Origin of the sequence: Psychrobacter aquaticus CMS 56 (genome assembly GCF_000471625.1) — a bacterium.
GTDB classification, from domain to species: Bacteria; Pseudomonadota; Gammaproteobacteria; order Pseudomonadales; family Moraxellaceae; genus Psychrobacter; species Psychrobacter aquaticus.
This window is the reverse complement of record NZ_AUSW01000013.1, coordinates 58899-74919: the sequence shown is the minus strand read 5'-3', so window position 1 is coordinate 74919 and position 16021 is coordinate 58899. Positions and strand designations below refer to the sequence as shown.

Below are 16021 nucleotides of genomic sequence, written 5' to 3'. Positions count from 1 at the left end.
AATATTTTGATAACTAAAAGAAAAGTAGACTTAACCACAGAAAAAACAGGTCCCAATAACAACAATATCCATATATATTAATTAATTTATTATTATAGAGTTCGAGGTAATCTGTGGATAACTTCTAAAAAATATAACTGTGTTAACTGTAAATTCTGTTTACTTGCTCACTAAATTAAACAGCAAAGAATCATTAAAAATAGTAGTATTACTACAGTAAAACACGCAGGCATAAATATAGATTGAATTAGTTTATTGACCAAAATCATATTTGGTGATATAATCCTCCGTTATTACGAATTTAGTCCATTATTTTGATAGGTGAGTTATGAAACGTACATTCCAACCAAGCGTGATCAAGCGTAAACGTACTCACGGTTTCCGTGCTCGTATGGCAACTAAAAAGGGCCGTCAGGTCTTGGCTCGTCGCCGCGCTAAAGGACGTCATCGTCTTACTGTATAGTCAGTAGGTAACTTGTGATAAGCAGAGTTCCTTTTACTTATTGCCTACCTATTGTTTACAGATCACGATAGTCGATCATCAAAATTGACACGTAGCCATATATTAAAAGCGCCCATAAAGGCGCTTTTTTTGTCTCTATATTTTACGATTGTTTCTAATCTTGTCATTTGCTCTTATACTAGGTTGTAATATGCCCACTACTGACTCAGCTATACCTACCGCGCGCTTTACTAAAGAGCAACGCTTGCTCACACCAGCAGCGTTCCGTGAGGTGTTTGATGCACCTGAGCGTAAATTTCATCAGAGTCACTTAATGGCTTTTGTACGCGTGAACACTCAGGACAAGCCACGAGTAGGTATGGCTATTACAAAGCGAAAAGTACCAACTGCGGTTGCTCGTAACCTTATTAAACGCCAAATACGCGAGCAATTTCGCACAAAAGCTTTGAAATTAGAAAATAAAGATATTGTTTTTATTGTTAAAAAATCTATAAAAGATATAGATACTAAAGAATTAATAAATCAGATAAATAATATTTTAAAAAAAATAGAAAAAAATAAAATGATTTTTTATTTAAAAAATAATAAATAAATTTTTATTTAATTTAATTGTTTTTTATCAAAAGATAATAAGTCCTATACTGCCTGCTCGTTGTCGCTATTATCCAACATGCTCAAATTATGGCAAACAAGCATTGGCATGGCATGGGGTTCGGGCTGGTAGTTGGTTATTATTAAAACGTATTGGCAAGTGTCATCCATTAGGTGGGCATGGTATCGACTTTGTCCCTCTACCTCTGGCTTCATATCATTATCATTATTTACCTGCCACTCATTCATTAAATATGAGTGCTCAAGGACTGGGCGTTTACCGAGACAAAAAAAGTTATGTCTCCCGTCTCAATCACTTAATGAAGCACAGCCACAGTAAGTACTAATGGCACGTTATAATGTGTGTACTTCTTTTATTTAAGATGAACGATAGCGAGTTCAGTATAAAAACGAGTCAGTGGGACTGGAATGCTTATCTTTAAACGAGAAGTTTCGTAGCATCGAGACTGCGCAGGCACAGCAAGCCAGAAAAACTTATACCTGTTCAGCGTCGGAATATAATGGTTCTGTTTTATTTAGAACCGACTATACAGTCCCTATACTTGGTTTTAGTATCATAACTTGTGAGTTACCCACAAGTTATCCACACTCTTGGTATCATTTAAAGCAGATTTTTAGTAAAATGATGCACATTTTATGTAAATGACTCCCAATACAGTTGCTGGATATGAAGAGAGCTGTGCTGTGTGGTCATGACACATGCCCTAATTTTTCATTCCCTAATTTTTTAATCTAGGAAAGGTTTATGCAAAAGATATTTCGGGTGATGATCATCATTGCGATGCTAATCACCGCTTATCTGCTGATTTTGGCATGGCGAGATGATTATGCCGATGCGCCAGCTGTAGATGCGGTGCCAGAGACTACCACTTCAGTAGGTGCTGACATTCCTTCTACGACTGGTGCAGCAGGTGATATTCCGGTACAGACGCAGCCTGTCGATAACGCTACTGTGACTGCCACTCCTGCTAAAGACACAGGACTCATCACGGTAACAACCGATCGCTATGATATAAAAATCAATCCAGAAGGCGGTGATATTGTTTATGCTGCTCTCAAGCAGTATGATGCGACGCTCGATAGTGATAAGCCTTTTGTATTGCTAGAAAATAACAGCAATCGTGTGTACGTAGCACAGTCTGGTTTGATTGGCCCAAATGGCATTGATACAGCAGAAGGTCGCGCTAATTACAGCCATACTGCGAATAACTATGTGATGGAAGAAGGGCAGCAAACGTTGTCAGTACCGCTAACTTATAAACAAGATGGCGTGACAATTACCAAGACTTTCACCTTTACAGAAAATAAATATCCAATTGATATTAGCTACCAAATTCAAAATGCTTCTACAAACGCTTGGCAAGGTCAGATGTTTGCGCAGTTGAAACGCGACGACAGTAAAGACCCTGGTATGTCTGATAAAGGCGCGCTGAGTATGGCGACTTATCTAGGCGGCGCTTGGGGTACACCTGACGACCCGTATAACAAGTTAAAGTTCGGCAATTTCAATGATGGTGAGTTGACCACGACCAGTAATGAAGGTTGGGTTGGCATCGTACAGCATTATTTTGTGTCGGCATGGACACCTAATAATTTTACGGGTAATTTCTTTAGCCGCGAAACGGGCGATGATTACTTTATTGGTTTTAACAGTCAGCCAGTTAATGTTGCCCCAAATAGACAAATAACCTTGGATGCAACCTTGTATGCAGGTCCAAAAGTACAGTCTGAGCTAAAAGACGTCGCAGTAGGACTCAATCAGACCGTTGATTATGGATTATTATGGCCAATATCCAAGGTCTTGTTTGCTATCTTGGATGGGGTTCATAAAGTCGTTGGTAACTGGGGTTGGTCAATTATCATCCTGACGATTTTAGTCAAAATTGCTCTGATGTGGTTCTCTAATAAGAGCTACTACTCAATGGCGAAGATGCGTGCTATCGCTCCGAGATTAAAAGTGCTCAAAGAAGAGCATGGCGATGATCGCATGAAGATGTCGCAAGAGATGATGGCCATCTATAAAGAAGAGAAGGTCAATCCGATGGCGGGTTGTTTGCCTATTTTGATGCAAATGCCCATTTTCTTAGCGCTGTATTGGGTATTGGTCGAAAGTGTTGAACTGCGCCATGCGCCTTGGATCTTATGGATTCAGGATTTATCAGCGATGGATCCATGGTTTATTTTACCATTGCTAATGGGTGCATCGATGTTTGTACAGCAGCAGCTAAATCCACAGCCAGCTGATCCGATGCAAGCGAAAGTGATGAAGTTTTTACCGATTATCTTTACCGCTTTCATGCTATTTTTCCCAGCAGGTCTAGTGCTGTACTGGACGGTGAATAACTTGTTTAGTATGACTCAGCAATATATTGTCAACCGAAAAGTCGAAGAAGAGCAAAAGCGCCGTACCGTTAAAGTGCTTGATTAATTAGCCATCGTTTAGCACTATGAATGAAACCACCGCGTAAGCGGTGGTTTTTTTATACGTGCGAACTTTGTGTTATTTCTTATTGTTATTGCATGTGAGACTCAAGCTTAAAAGTATGGCCATCTAAAGTTTGCTTTGTCAGTCTGCTTCCAGCCGTCTATAATGGTGATTTTAGCTATTGAGAATATTTGTGGATTCATTAGAGATGGCATTTACTGCTCCTGATTCGTCTGAAAAATCTAATACCTCTGGATTGGCCACGATTGCTGCCATTGCCACGCCGCTTGGTCGTGGGGGTGTTGGCGTCATACGTCTGTCAGGCACACGTGCTTATGCCATTGCTTGCGCCCTTACTGGTAAGTCTGCTTTTACGCCGCGAATGGCAAGTTTTTGTCGTTTTTATCAGGCTGACGGTACGGTGATTGATGAAGGGTTGGTACTTTACTTTAAAGGTCCGCACTCATTCACTGGTGAAGACGTGATTGAGCTGCAAGGTCATGGCGGCATAATTCTGCAAAACCAGCTATTAGCACGCGTCTTTGAATTGGGTGCAAAACAGGCGAGCGCTGGTGAGTTTTCTTACCGTGCTTTTGATAATGATAAATTAGATCTGGTACAAGCAGAAGCCATTGCTGATGCGATTGATGCCACCAGTGCCGCCGCTGCCAGCAGCGCCATTCGCTCACTGAGCGGTGAGTTTTCACAAAAGATTAACCAGTTATTAGAGCAACTTATTCATCTGCGTCTACATGTCGAAGCCGCGATTGATTTCCCTGATGAAGAGGATGTAGATTTCTTGTCTGACGGCGTCATACAGACCAAGCTTGAGCAAACGCAAGCAAAAATACAGCAAGTATTGGCAACGGCAAAACAAGGTCAGCTGTTGCGTGATGGTATCCATGTGGTCTTAGCAGGCCGACCAAATGCTGGCAAATCAAGCCTACTTAATCGTCTGGCAGGACAAGAACGGGCCATCGTTACGGATGTGGCTGGCACGACTCGTGATACGTTACAAGAAACTGTCGTACTCAATGGTTTGACCCTGCATTTAACAGACACGGCAGGACTGCGCGAGACTGAAGATACCGTCGAACGCATTGGTATTGAGCGCGCGCGTACCGCCATCACTCAGGCTGATATGTTGCTGATGGTCTATGATGTCACTCGTGATTTGGAAGAAGAAAGTACACCGCTACAGCTGGCAAAGCAGCTATTTGGTGAGCTACCAGAAGCCAAACGCTTATTAATTATCGCCAATAAGAGCGATCTCTTAAACGATAATAATGGTGAAAAAATAGCCACTGCCGCGCAAATTGAAATCAGCAGTAAAGGCTATGAACAAGTCAATGTTTCATGTGAAACAGGCACTGGTATCGATGAATTGGTCGAGACCTTATGTGCTAAAGTGGGCTTTCATCCGCCAGAGAATAGCTTGATTGCGCGTACGCGCCATTTAGATGCCTTGCGCCGAACGGCAGAATGTTTGACTGAGGCGCATGAACAACTGACTGTTTTTAAGGCAGGCGAGCTGGTTGCCGAAAGTTTACGCCACGCCCAGCAAAGCTTGGGTGAGATTACAGGTGAATTTAGTGCAGACGATTTATTAGGTAAAATATTTGGCAGTTTTTGTATTGGCAAGTAGCGAGTCAGTGAGACACTTTAATCATTTGTTATAAGTGTTGATTACACGAGTGACCGCTTTTACTTTTAATAATATAAGGAATATGTGATGCACTGTCCGTACTGTAATGCGTCAGAGACGAAAGTGATTGACTCGCGTCTTGCTGCCGAAGGCGCGCAAGTACGCCGCCGCCGTTCCTGCAATACCTGCCAAGAGCGTTTTACGACCTTCGAGATGGTAGAAGTGGTGATGCCAAGAATCATCAAATCCAGTGGCAAGATTGAGCCTTATGACAATGAAAAATTGCGTCGCTCTATTTTATTGCCCTTGCAAAAGCGTCCTATCACTATCGATGAGCAAGAGGCGATGATTAGCCGTATCGAGAAGCGCGTCAGGCAGATGGGTGAGCGCGAGATTAGCAGTAAAGTTTTGGGTGAAATCATCATGAGTGAGCTTAAGACGTTGGACGATGTTGCTTATGTACGTTTTGCCAGTGTTTATCGGGATTTTCAAGATATCGATGCGTTTCATCAAGAAATTGCCAATATTCGCCCAAATGAGAAATAAGTCAGCTTGCTCTAGGGCATGTTTTTGAGCTGAGCGCTTTTATTGTCTTAAACGAACCTTCCAATAATCACGATCAATCATTGATTAAGTCTATTTTATGTCGATTCAAAACCACTCGCAAGATCGTTATTTTATGATGCTTGCTATCGAGCAAGCCAAGCAGGGTTTGTATACCACTAGACCCAATCCAGCAGTTGGTTGTGTCATCGTCCAAGCAGACAAGGTGGTCGGTCAAGGGTTTCATCCCAAAGCGGGTGAGCCGCACGCAGAAGTGTTTGCGCTCAGAGAAGCTGGCGCGCGCGCAGTAGGTGCGACTGCGTATGTGACCTTGGAGCCATGTAGCCATACGGGACGCACGCCGCCTTGCGCACTGGCAATTATTGCCGCTGGTGTTAAACGCGTCGTGATTGCAGGTCTTGACCCCAATCCGCAGGTAGCAGGACGCGGTGTAAAGTTATTAGAGCAATCTGGAATCGAGGTTACGCTAGGCGTACTAACCGCGCAAGCAGAAGCATTAAACCATGGATTTTTAACAGCGATGCGTACACAAATGCCTTATGTGCGTCTCAAAATTGCCACCAGTCTCGATGGACGTACAGCGATGGCATCAGGGGAGTCAAAATGGATTACCTCAGCGGCTGCCCGCGCAGATGTACAAATACTGCGGGCACAAAGTGGCGCTATTATTACGGGCAGTGAAACCGTTATTGCTGATAATCCGCAACTCAATGTACGTTCTAACCAGTTAGGTGTGTCACCTGAGCAAGTGCCTACGCCTATGGTGGTAGTGCTTGATAGACGTCAACGCTTAACACACAGTCCGCAGTCTGACTATCAGTTGTGTCGTCGTCCAGATACCGTATATTGGCGCACAGATGATCTGACCACTTTATTAAAAACGTTAGTGAGTGACTATCAATGTTATGACGTATTGGTAGAAGCTGGTGCTAGTGTTGCAGGTAGTTTTTTGAGTCAGCAGCTGGTAGATGAATTGATTGTTTACCAAGCGCCTTGTTTGTTGGGCGCTCAAGCACGACCAATGGTTGAATTTAATCCATTATCTTTGGCGCAGCAGCTACGTTTTAATGTTGATAGCCATGAACAGATTGGCTCTGACCTCAAGTTAACGTTATTGCCTTTATAAAATGGTTATGCCCAACCCAAAAGTATGATTGGCTGTGTAAAACCTGTTTATCGCCCAATGCGTCGTAGCTGAACTCGTTTTCCTTACTACTCTAATTTCTGCAAAGGGTATCACTTATAAGCCGCTTATCCACAACTTTTATGCCGTATGAGACAAGTGTGTATAAGTCATTTGGCAAAAACAATGTTTCACATGGAACTGTGCATAACTTTGTTTCACATGAAACAGAAAATAGCGATGCTCATTGAAATTTTATAACAAAGATATATAAATCAATAGGTTATATATATTTTATCTATTTTGGATAATCTGTCGGAAATTGAGTTATTCTGTGGATAACTTTGAATAAGTATGAGTTTTTGAAGGGTGACGGGTTGATTTATCCTTACTTATCCACAACTTATAGTCAGGTCAATATAAAAGAAAGTCAGCGAAGCTGGGATAAATTTTTTGTAGCCTCTAGCAGCAGAGGCACAGTAAGCAAGAAAAGTTTGTGCCAGTCTCGCATCATAATATGGTGTATCTATTTTATTTGGTATCAACTATATCCTCTATAAGATTAAAATAAGCGCACGTTTCGCCGAATAAACCAATTTATGCAACATTAGCTATGCGATATGAATTAGGCAATAAATGCCAAAAATATGAGATGAGGTCTATATGTTTACTGGAATTATAGAAAGTGTGGGAAAAGTTAAGTCTATGCAACCAATAGGGGGCGATATACGTTTGACGATAGAGTCTGATGAGCTGGATTTCAGTGATGTGAAATTGGGCGACTCCATTGCATCGAACGGTATTTGCTTAACCGTGGTGGATTTTGGTAGCAATCATTACTCTGTTGATGTTTCACGTGAAACTATCGCTCGCACAGCTCTGAATGAACTGAAAGCTGGTCATATTGTCAATTTAGAAAAAGCAATGTTACCAACCACTCGTTTTGGCGGGCATATTGTCGCCGGTCATGTCGATGGCGTAGGGATGGTCAGTAAGCTGCAACAAGATGCGCGTTCTATCTATATTGAAATTGAGATACCGCAAGAGTTGGCGCATTATACGGCGACTAAAGGCTCTATTACGGTCGATGGTATTAGCCTAACGACCAACCTTGTACGTGACAACATTGTCTCTTTAAACATCATTCCGCATACTGCACAAGTGACCAATATCGCCAAACACTGGCCAGTGGGAGCTAAGGTCAATATCGAAGTAGATATCGTTGCGCGCTACTTAGAGCGTCTGATAAATAAGTCAGCAGCGAGCAGCATGAATGCGCCTAGTCCGCAAAGCCAAATTACAGAGGCGTTCTTAGCAGATAATGGCTTTATGAAGTGATATAAAAAGAGTTACGGCGTTAACCTCGCTTGAAGTATTAAATATACATCTACACTCGGTTGCCTTGTACCACTTTCAAATTGGATCAACTATACCTAAGAGCGCACGCAAGAACGTACGAAGTTGCCATTAAGTTATTGATCGATGTTCAGCTCGCTGCCAAAACCAATCTTCAAGAGCTAGAGGTTGTTTTAAAGACTTTCATTATTGTGTAATAAATTTCTGTAAAACCGCTTCTAGCTCTTTTATATTGATAGGTTTAGACAAAAAATCGTTCATGCCTACTTGTATACAAGCGTCGCGATCCTCTTCCGTATTGTTGGCGGTCAGAGCCACAATAGGAATGTCATCACCTTGCGCACGGATAGCTTGCGTAGCCTGCAACCCATCCATAACAGGCATTCGGCAATCCATCAAAATAAGGGAAATATCTTGACGCTGACTCTTCAGCTGTTCAAGGGCTTGCTGACCATCTGCTGCTGTGCCACTACGATAACCAAGTTTGCTTAGTATTTTGCAGGCTATTTTTTGGTTGGTGGGGCTGTCTTCTACTACTAAAATAAGTGGCAATAAGGTGTCGCTGACCGGTTCAGCAATGTCTTTTGGTACTAACTGACCGCTGTTGTTTTCTACATTGATTGGTGGGTTTGTTAGCTGGGTAAGTGCTTGTCTTGCGGGCAAAGTCAAGCGTAGCAACTCAGACAACAACAAGGTAGCATCCAGTGGTTTGTTCAAAAAACCTTCATGTTTATCTAACACGTTAGAAGGAATACGGCGCTCAGGTTTCATACTAAATAATATCTTTGGTAGCCTAGGGTGGGTGAGTAGGGTATGTAATGCTTGCTGGCCATCGGTATTCCTTAATATGCTATCTACTGTCCTTAGCTGTCTTTCTAGAAAGGGGGCGTTTGTACTCTTTGCTTTTTCTGTTTCTTGATCACGCCAACTTGTATCATCAGTGACTGCACGATTAGAGGAAGCGGCGCTGATGGTTTCATAGTATTCGTAATCCAATAGCAATATAGGGGCGAGCGTTTGCTTGGTTTGAGCCCATTGATTGGTTAACTGTTGTATGGTCGTTCGATCTACAGAAGTATGAATGGTTGTCGATAGGGATAAATGCTCACAAAGGCGTTGCAAGTTTTTGGCAACCAGTGGTTGATTGACGATGGCGATCAGATGAATGCGAGTCAAATGCGTATTGCGATGATATACCGATTGATATTTTGGCTGGCGACAAGGGAGATACAAAGTAAAAGTACTGCCTTCACCGATAGAGCTTTGCAACTCAATAAAGCCGCCTAATAGTTGCGCGAAGCTATTGGCATTATTTAAGCCAACACCAGTTGCAATGGTTTTTTGGTCTATCTTATTGTTTTGGCTGATATTTTGATCGAAATCAGCAAGTAGCTGTCTTTGTTTATCTGCTGTCATACCGATGCCCGTATCTTTTATACTAAAACGAAGCCAGTGAGGTGACGGCTCTTTTCCCTTGTTTTTATGTGCGTTACCAACAACGGGCAGCAAACTGTCGCTACTGATTTGGATGATTTGCGCTTGAGTCACGCGGTCAATAGTAAGTGACACGCAGCCTGAGACGGTGAATTTTATGGCGTTTTTTAACAAGTTTACGAGGATTTGGCGCAAACGAAGGTCGTCTGTATCAATGCAACGTGGACTATCTGGAACAAAGAAATAGTTTAACTCTAGTCCTTGTTGTCTAGTATTGTTTATGATCAAGTTACTAACGTCTTGACCAAGTTGATAGATATCGACAGGTGCAATATTAAGTCGAGTTTTCCTTACCTCTATTTCTCCTATATCTAGCTCGTCATTGAGCGTCGCTAGCATACTCTGACTGGATTTAATCAACGTCTTTAATGCGTCATTCCGCTCTTCAGGCGGAGTTTGGGGATTGATCGGTTCAAGGGTATCAATTATTGCCTCTAGTGGTACGCGCAATTGACGACCGATACGGGATCGAAACGTATTTAATTGATCGAGTTTTCGCTGTAGCTGTTGGTTTTGTTGCTGCAATTGCTCAATTTGATTGATGAATTCATTGATCGGGTTAAGAAGTACGGTAAAGCCGTGAATTTGCCCATGCTCACCAAACCATGGTGTGACATGTAGGTGATAACTATGTTGATTTGTTAATCCGTAAACGGTTAGTGTGCGAGTGACGCGTAAGCTAGATAATGTCTGTAGGATTAGCTGAGTGGATTCGTCCTTACCAGCGATAAAATCCGTTAACTCATGGTTGTTATCAAGTTCAGACGAAGAGATAAAGATGCGCTCAAAACTTCGATTAAAAAAGCTAATTTGGCCATGGCGCATGATCATCAGCATCGGTAATGGCGCTTGATTCACCAAACGTTCAAGCCGATGCGTTAGGGTTTTGATACGGCGATAATCACTGTGCAGCTGATAGCCTGCCCGACTCAGCGCATGGCCTAAGCGCAAGAATTCAGTGGTAGAGTTTTTATGTACAAAAGGCGGCGGCGTATAAGCTTCTTTTGCATGACTGCTCAAGTTGTCGGTATAAATCAGCAGCTGCTCCCAATTGAGGCGACGATTGAGCATATAAAGTAAAGTGATGATAAAAAATATGATCGCTGTCATCAAGGGTAGCCAGTAACGATAAGATATCCAATCAATATCGAGCGGCTGGTGACGTAACATAAGGTGAATTTTATGACCGTCTTTAACTCTAATAGTACCGGTTAAGTGATAGTTATTGATTGTATAAGCGCCGCGGCTACTGTTATTAGAGTTTGGCGAGTCAATAGTAGGAAAGGTGACAGTCGCAAAAGCAGTCTCATTAGGACGAGTATGGCGATGAATATAGGTCTGCCCAGATGGCGTCATAAAGATTAGCTGATAGCTAACCTCTTCAAATGCAGGGTCTTTTAGGATCTTTTTAATGTCACTGTTTAATAGGCTCGCCTGTTTAATAACGTCATGCTGCAATAAACGAAAGGTATATATACTGTGTTGTTCACTATGATTCTTTATTTCATAAAACAGTGTGGAATAATACAGCGCTAACATAGCCAGCAAAGTCAATGTATAAAATAGAAGTAAGCGTTGTAAGGACTGAAACTGTTGCATGAAAGCCTGGCCCCATATAGGCACGAAAAAATATACTATAGTCTAAGCAGTTTAAAGTGGGTACAAGGCAAGCGAGTACAATTAGTGCATTAAGCGAGGTTAAAATCGTACCAATTTAAGAATACTTTGACTATACGGATAATATATCGCTCAATAAAGCAGCATTTAATAAAAAGACACATAAAAATTGCGTTGCTTGTTTTTTATTATAAAGATAAAAAGGAGCATTAGTAACGCCCGATTGCTGCTGTTACAATCATGGCACAACATCGCAAACTCACCTATAATGGGCACACTACCCATATATAATGCATGATTATGACTATAATTGCTCCTGCTATCAATTTATCCGCCTCATCTACAATTGAGAACAACCTCTCTAGAAAGCGCTTGCGAGTGGTGTTTGCTGGCACGCCTGAGTTTGCTGCTAGTAGTCTTATCTCGCTAATTCAGCAGCAAGACGCTCTGAATATAGACATCGTTGCAGTATATACGCAACCTGATCGCAAGGCAGGACGTGGTCAGAAATTATCAGCGTCTGCAGTCAAACAAGTGGCATTAAATCATAATATTGCCGTTGAACAACCCGCTACCTTTAAAAAGTCCAGTACAGAAGGTATGGGAGCGCGGCAGACCTTGCGTACTTACCAACCAGACGTCATGATTGTCGCAGCTTACGGGCTTATTTTGCCTATAGGTGTATTGACTACCCCCACGCATGGTTGTCTCAACATCCATGGCTCCTTATTGCCACGCTGGCGCGGTGCTGCGCCCATTCATCGTGCACTCTTGGCGGGCGATGATGAGACGGGCATTACGATTATGCAGATGGATAAGGGCTTGGATACTGGCGATATGCTGTATAAAGTCAGTTGTGCTATTGAAGCACAAGAGTCGGCAGCAAGCTTGCATGACAAGCTGGCAGCGCTTGGTGCGATCGCTATTGTTACCGTGATAAAAGACTTGGCATATTATCAAGCACAGGCGATTGTCCAAGACGACAGCCAAGCCAACTATGCCGAAAAGCTCGTCAAAACCGAAGGCGAAATCGATTGGACACAACCCGCTGCTACTATCGAGCGACAAATTCGCGGATTGACACCATGGCCAGGTGCTTATACTTTTTTAGCAGGGCAGCGTGTCAAAATACTCGCAGCACTACCTATTAATACAACGCAGAAAACTGATAAGCCTGCTGGCACCGTCATTAGCGTTGGAGGCAAAGCGATATTGGTGGCTTGTGGTAAGGATGCTGATACCAAACAAGCTGATACTAAACAAGATAATCAAGTAAAAAGTATTGAGCCATTAGCCAGTACTTTAGCCATCACTGAGTTGCAGTTTGCTGGCGGTAAGCCAATGACCGCCGAGCAAATCTGTCATGGCAATCAGTTGAACGATGGCGATCAGTTCATAACCGATTCGAAATAACGCACGCCAAATTTATACAGTTTCATCTTGCTTATTTTAATATTTTTAATTTGATACCAAATAATCTAACTTTTATCAGACGTTATCGATCATACGTCAAGGAAATCCAATTTAATGAGACAAACCAACACTGCGCCAAGAAACAACAAGCTCAAACCATCTAGCAACCTTATTATGAATGGCAGCGTACGTGTACGGGTAATTCGCACCTTACTGGCAATTCAAAACGGTCAGTCGCTCGCAAGCGTGCTTGATCCGTTACTAAACAGTCTGCACGACGGCGATAAAGGTTTTGCTCATGCGCTATTATTAACGACATTGCGCCAATGGTATGCGTTAGCGCGTTTGCTAGATACTTTAGCGGATAATCCTATCGATGAGGTTGAAGTTCGTACCACGATTCAAGTGGGTTTAGTGCAATTGCTGTATTTAGAAGTGGCCGATCATGCCGCGATTCATGAAACAGTTGAAGCGGCAAAAGAGATTGAATTTGCTCATGCAACTGGTTTAATCAATGCCATCTTGCGTAAAGTCGCCAAAAATCCTAGCAAATTTCGTAAGAAATGTGATAAAAAACATAGCCTACCGAATTGGCTCGCTTATCAGCTTAAGCAAGACTGGAGCGAGCAGTATGACGAGCTAACTCAAGGCTTACGCCAAGCTGCACCAATGTTTTTGCGAGTGAATACGGCTGTTACGTCGATAGATGACTATCAAAAAGAATTGTACAGTGCAGAAGTGGACGCAGACTTGGTTGAGCTAATGAGTGGCTTACAACTGGCAGGTTCGTCAGATGCCGCTGCTTCTGCAACGCTATCAACCAAAGGGTTTAGACTACATCAAACCACCGCTGTGAATGCTTTGCCGCAATTTGCCCAAGGCGCTGCTAGCGTGCAAGACATGCATGCGCAACTTGCTGCACCAATTATCCACAAAGCATTGATGGCTAAGCTTAATACCAAAGTTACCGACCCTGATAATACTGAAGGCGATAACAGTGAGATACATATTCTAGATGCTTGCGCAGCACCAGGTGGCAAGCTTGCGCATTGGTTAGAGTTGCTCAGCTCAGATGTTCAGTCACCATTGTTTCACGTGAAACAAGAAAATGTAGAAGCGACATCGTCTGTTTCTAAAATCAAGCTGACTGCTATCGACAATGAAGCGACACGTATCGAACGTATTTATGACAACCTACAGCGTTTGACTTTAACGCAGCATGATTTAGAGCAAGCAGAAAAAAATATTGCGCTAAATATTGTTTGTGCCGATGCAACCAGATGGCAGCATGGAAAAAATAAAAAAGCAGCTACCAATGAGCCGGTATTTGATGCAATATTGCTTGATTCTCCTTGTACTGCGACGGGCGTAATTCGTCGTCATCCTGATATTAGTATCTTGCGTACCGAAGAAGACGTCGAACAAACTGCATTGTTACAAGCCGATATATTGCACAATCTGTGGCCACAGCTCAAAGCGGGTGGATATCTGCTCTATGTAACATGCTCTATCCTAAAGCAAGAAAATGTGGCGCAAATGCAGGACTTTATCAGCTATCATAATGATGCGGTCGCAATTGAATTTACCGAAGATTGTAGTTGGGGTATTGCCCAAACCATCGGTCGCCAGTGTTTGCCGATCAATAGCGAGAGTGGTGATGGTTTTTATTATGCGTTATTGCATAAAACTGCTGAATAAATCGTTTTTAATTATTGACTAACCTTATTGTAGACAGGACAACCTCATGAAATATATCAGTACCCGTGGTCAGACAGCGCCGATGGATTTTAGTGATGTGCTTTTGATGGGTTTGGCACCAGACGGTGGTTTGATGTTGCCTGAGCATTATCCGCATATTGACAGTGCGGTACTTGATGAATGGCGCACGCTTAGCTATCCAAAGCTTGCCATGGCGATTATGCAACGCTTTGCCACTGATATTCCTGCGGCAGATTTACAAGATATCATTGATCGCACCTATACTGCTGACGTATTTGGCAGCGCGGAGATTGTTCCTGTCCGCAAGCTTAAAGATAATTTATACATTTTGGGATTATCAAACGGTCCAACGCTAGCATTTAAAGACGTTGCCATGCAGTTTTTGGGCAATGCTTTTGAATATGTGCTCAAAAGAAAAGACGCGCGTATTACCATTATTGGTGCGACCAGCGGCGATACCGGTAGTGCGGCAGAATACGCACTGCGCGGTAAAGAAAACATTGAAGTCTTTATGCTGTCGCCACATGGCAAAATGAGTGAGTTTCAGCGTGCGCAAATGTATAGCTTGACCGATGACAATATCCATAATATCGCCATCGACGGTATGTTTGATGATTGCCAAGATATCGTCAAAGCTTTGCAACAAGACGCTGAGTTTAAGGCGGCTTATAACTTAGGCACGGTCAACTCTATCAACTGGGGTCGCATACTGGCGCAGATCGTTTACTATTTCAAAGCTTACTTTGCGGTCACGACGAGCAACGATGAAAAGGTTAGTTTTAGCGTACCATCAGGCAATTTTGGCAATATTTGCGCGGGTCATATCGCGCGTGAAATGGGCTTGCCAATCGAGCGTTTAATCGTCGCTACCAATGAAAACGACGTATTAAACGACTTCTTTAACCAAGGGGCGTATCAGCCGCGCCCGACCGAACAGACCTACATCACGTCAAGTCCTTCAATGGACATCTCAAAAGCCTCAAACTTTGAGCGTTTTGTGTATTTATTATTAGATAAAGACACGGCTCGCGTTCACGAATTATTTGACGGGGTAAAATCAGGCCAAGGTTTTGATTTGTCTGATGTGATGGAAGCGGTCAATACGCGCTATGGTTTTGCTGCTGGCAAATCTACCCATAGTGACCGTCTACAAACCATCAAAGCGCTTTATGAGCAGCATGGTGAATTGGTCGATCCGCATACCGCTGATGGTATCAAGGTCGCTAAAGAACTACAGTTAGAGAATGAAGTTATCATCTGTGCAGAGACCGCATTACCGGTCAAATTTGCTGATACTATCGTTGAAGCGATCGGCCACATAGACATTGCGCGTCCTGCCCATACAGAAGGGTTGGAAAGCTTGCCGCAACACGTGGTGATACTAGATAATGATGCTGAGCTGGTCGCTGAGCAAATACGTCAGCATGTCACGCCAAACTCAGTGTAAATACTGGGTAAATAATATTTTGTTTTCATAGCAATTTCAAAGAAAACATCCACAAAAAAGTTACGACATTGTAATAAATTGTTTATTATTGTGTTATGGTGGATATGATTGTAATATTAGAAACAGCGCCAGCTTTTCACGAT

Annotated in this window: 12 protein-coding genes; 11 read left to right on the top strand and 1 reads right to left on the bottom strand. The window is 42.7% G+C overall.

Features of this window, described 5'->3' with window-relative positions; translation table 11 throughout:
• The first annotated feature begins 328 nt into the window (after window positions 1-328).
• From rpmH to M917_RS02685, 8 genes are all read left to right on the top strand, one after another.
• Window positions 329-463, top strand: a complete 135-nt coding sequence (rpmH, locus tag M917_RS02720; protein ID WP_007394757.1) for a 50S ribosomal protein L34 — start codon at window positions 329-331, stop codon at window positions 461-463.
• Window positions 464-653: 190 nt separating this feature from the next.
• Window positions 654-1055, top strand: coding sequence for a ribonuclease P protein component (gene rnpA, locus M917_RS02715; RefSeq protein ID WP_021813223.1), 402 nt, complete (start codon window positions 654-656; stop codon window positions 1053-1055).
• Window positions 1045-1401 carry a membrane protein insertion efficiency factor YidD gene (gene yidD / locus M917_RS13845; RefSeq protein ID WP_084606122.1) on the top strand — a complete coding sequence of 119 codons (357 nt, stop codon included), beginning with the start codon at window positions 1045-1047 and terminating at the stop codon, window positions 1399-1401. Before rnpA ends, yidD begins: the two co-directional genes overlap by 11 nt.
• A 419-nt stretch (window positions 1402-1820) precedes the next feature.
• Window positions 1821-3503 carry a membrane protein insertase YidC gene (yidC, locus tag M917_RS02705; RefSeq protein WP_021813221.1) on the top strand — a complete coding sequence of 561 codons (1683 nt, stop codon included), beginning with the start codon at window positions 1821-1823 and terminating at the stop codon, window positions 3501-3503.
• Between the two features lie 205 nt (window positions 3504-3708).
• Entirely contained in the window at window positions 3709-5145 is a 1437-nt protein-coding gene (mnmE, locus tag M917_RS02700) for a tRNA uridine-5-carboxymethylaminomethyl(34) synthesis GTPase MnmE (protein ID WP_021813220.1), read from the top strand.
• An 87-nt stretch (window positions 5146-5232) separates the two neighbouring features.
• A complete protein-coding gene (gene nrdR, locus M917_RS02695) occupies window positions 5233-5691 on the top strand; it encodes a transcriptional regulator NrdR (protein ID WP_021813219.1) in 459 nt (152 codons plus the stop codon).
• Between the two features lie 97 nt (window positions 5692-5788).
• A complete protein-coding gene (gene ribD / locus M917_RS02690) occupies window positions 5789-6835 on the top strand; it encodes a bifunctional diaminohydroxyphosphoribosylaminopyrimidine deaminase/5-amino-6-(5-phosphoribosylamino)uracil reductase RibD (RefSeq protein WP_021813218.1) in 1047 nt (348 codons plus the stop codon).
• Window positions 6836-7495: 660 nt separating this feature from the next.
• On the top strand, window positions 7496-8170 hold the full coding sequence (locus tag M917_RS02685) for a riboflavin synthase (RefSeq protein ID WP_040641736.1): 675 nt from the start codon (window positions 7496-7498) through the stop codon (window positions 8168-8170).
• 204 nt (window positions 8171-8374) lie between these two features.
• Here M917_RS02685 and M917_RS02680 read toward each other — a convergent pair whose 3' ends face one another.
• Window positions 8375-11281 (bottom strand): response regulator, encoded by a 2907-nt coding sequence (locus M917_RS02680; RefSeq protein WP_021813216.1) that lies wholly within the window; start codon window positions 11279-11281, stop codon window positions 8375-8377.
• A gap of 318 nt (window positions 11282-11599) precedes the next feature.
• Here M917_RS02680 and fmt point away from each other — a divergent pair, with 318 nt between their 5' ends.
• The 3 genes from fmt (at window position 11600) to thrC (ending at window position 15878) form a co-directional block, all read left to right on the top strand.
• On the top strand, window positions 11600-12712 hold the full coding sequence (gene fmt, locus M917_RS02675; RefSeq protein ID WP_021813215.1) for a methionyl-tRNA formyltransferase: 1113 nt from the start codon (window positions 11600-11602) through the stop codon (window positions 12710-12712).
• Between the two features lie 114 nt (window positions 12713-12826).
• The gene (locus tag M917_RS02670; protein ID WP_021813214.1) at window positions 12827-14410 is read left to right on the top strand and encodes a transcription antitermination factor NusB; all 1584 of its coding nucleotides are present in this window, start codon (window positions 12827-12829) and stop codon (window positions 14408-14410) included.
• A 46-nt stretch (window positions 14411-14456) separates the two neighbouring features.
• Window positions 14457-15878, top strand: a complete 1422-nt coding sequence (gene thrC, locus M917_RS02665) for a threonine synthase (protein WP_021813213.1) — start codon at window positions 14457-14459, stop codon at window positions 15876-15878.
• Window positions 15879-16021: the final 143 nt, after the last annotated feature.

Coding starts and splice junctions, on each gene's coding strand:
- rpmH (WP_007394757.1), top strand. CDS start 329: ATGAAACGTACATTCCAACCAAGCGTGATCAAGCGTAAACGTACTCAC.
- rnpA (WP_021813223.1), top strand. CDS start 654: ATGCCCACTACTGACTCAGCTATACCTACCGCGCGCTTTACTAAAGAG.
- yidC (WP_021813221.1), top strand. CDS start 1,821: ATGCAAAAGATATTTCGGGTGATGATCATCATTGCGATGCTAATCACC.
- mnmE (WP_021813220.1), top strand. CDS start 3,709: ATGGCATTTACTGCTCCTGATTCGTCTGAAAAATCTAATACCTCTGGA.
- nrdR (WP_021813219.1), top strand. CDS start 5,233: ATGCACTGTCCGTACTGTAATGCGTCAGAGACGAAAGTGATTGACTCG.
- ribD (WP_021813218.1), top strand. CDS start 5,789: ATGTCGATTCAAAACCACTCGCAAGATCGTTATTTTATGATGCTTGCT.
- M917_RS02685 (WP_040641736.1), top strand. CDS start 7,496: ATGTTTACTGGAATTATAGAAAGTGTGGGAAAAGTTAAGTCTATGCAA.
- M917_RS02680 (WP_021813216.1), bottom strand. CDS start 11,281: ATGCAACAGTTTCAGTCCTTACAACGCTTACTTCTATTTTATACATTG.
- fmt (WP_021813215.1), top strand. CDS start 11,600: ATGACTATAATTGCTCCTGCTATCAATTTATCCGCCTCATCTACAATT.
- M917_RS02670 (WP_021813214.1), top strand. CDS start 12,827: ATGAGACAAACCAACACTGCGCCAAGAAACAACAAGCTCAAACCATCT.
- thrC (WP_021813213.1), top strand. CDS start 14,457: ATGAAATATATCAGTACCCGTGGTCAGACAGCGCCGATGGATTTTAGT.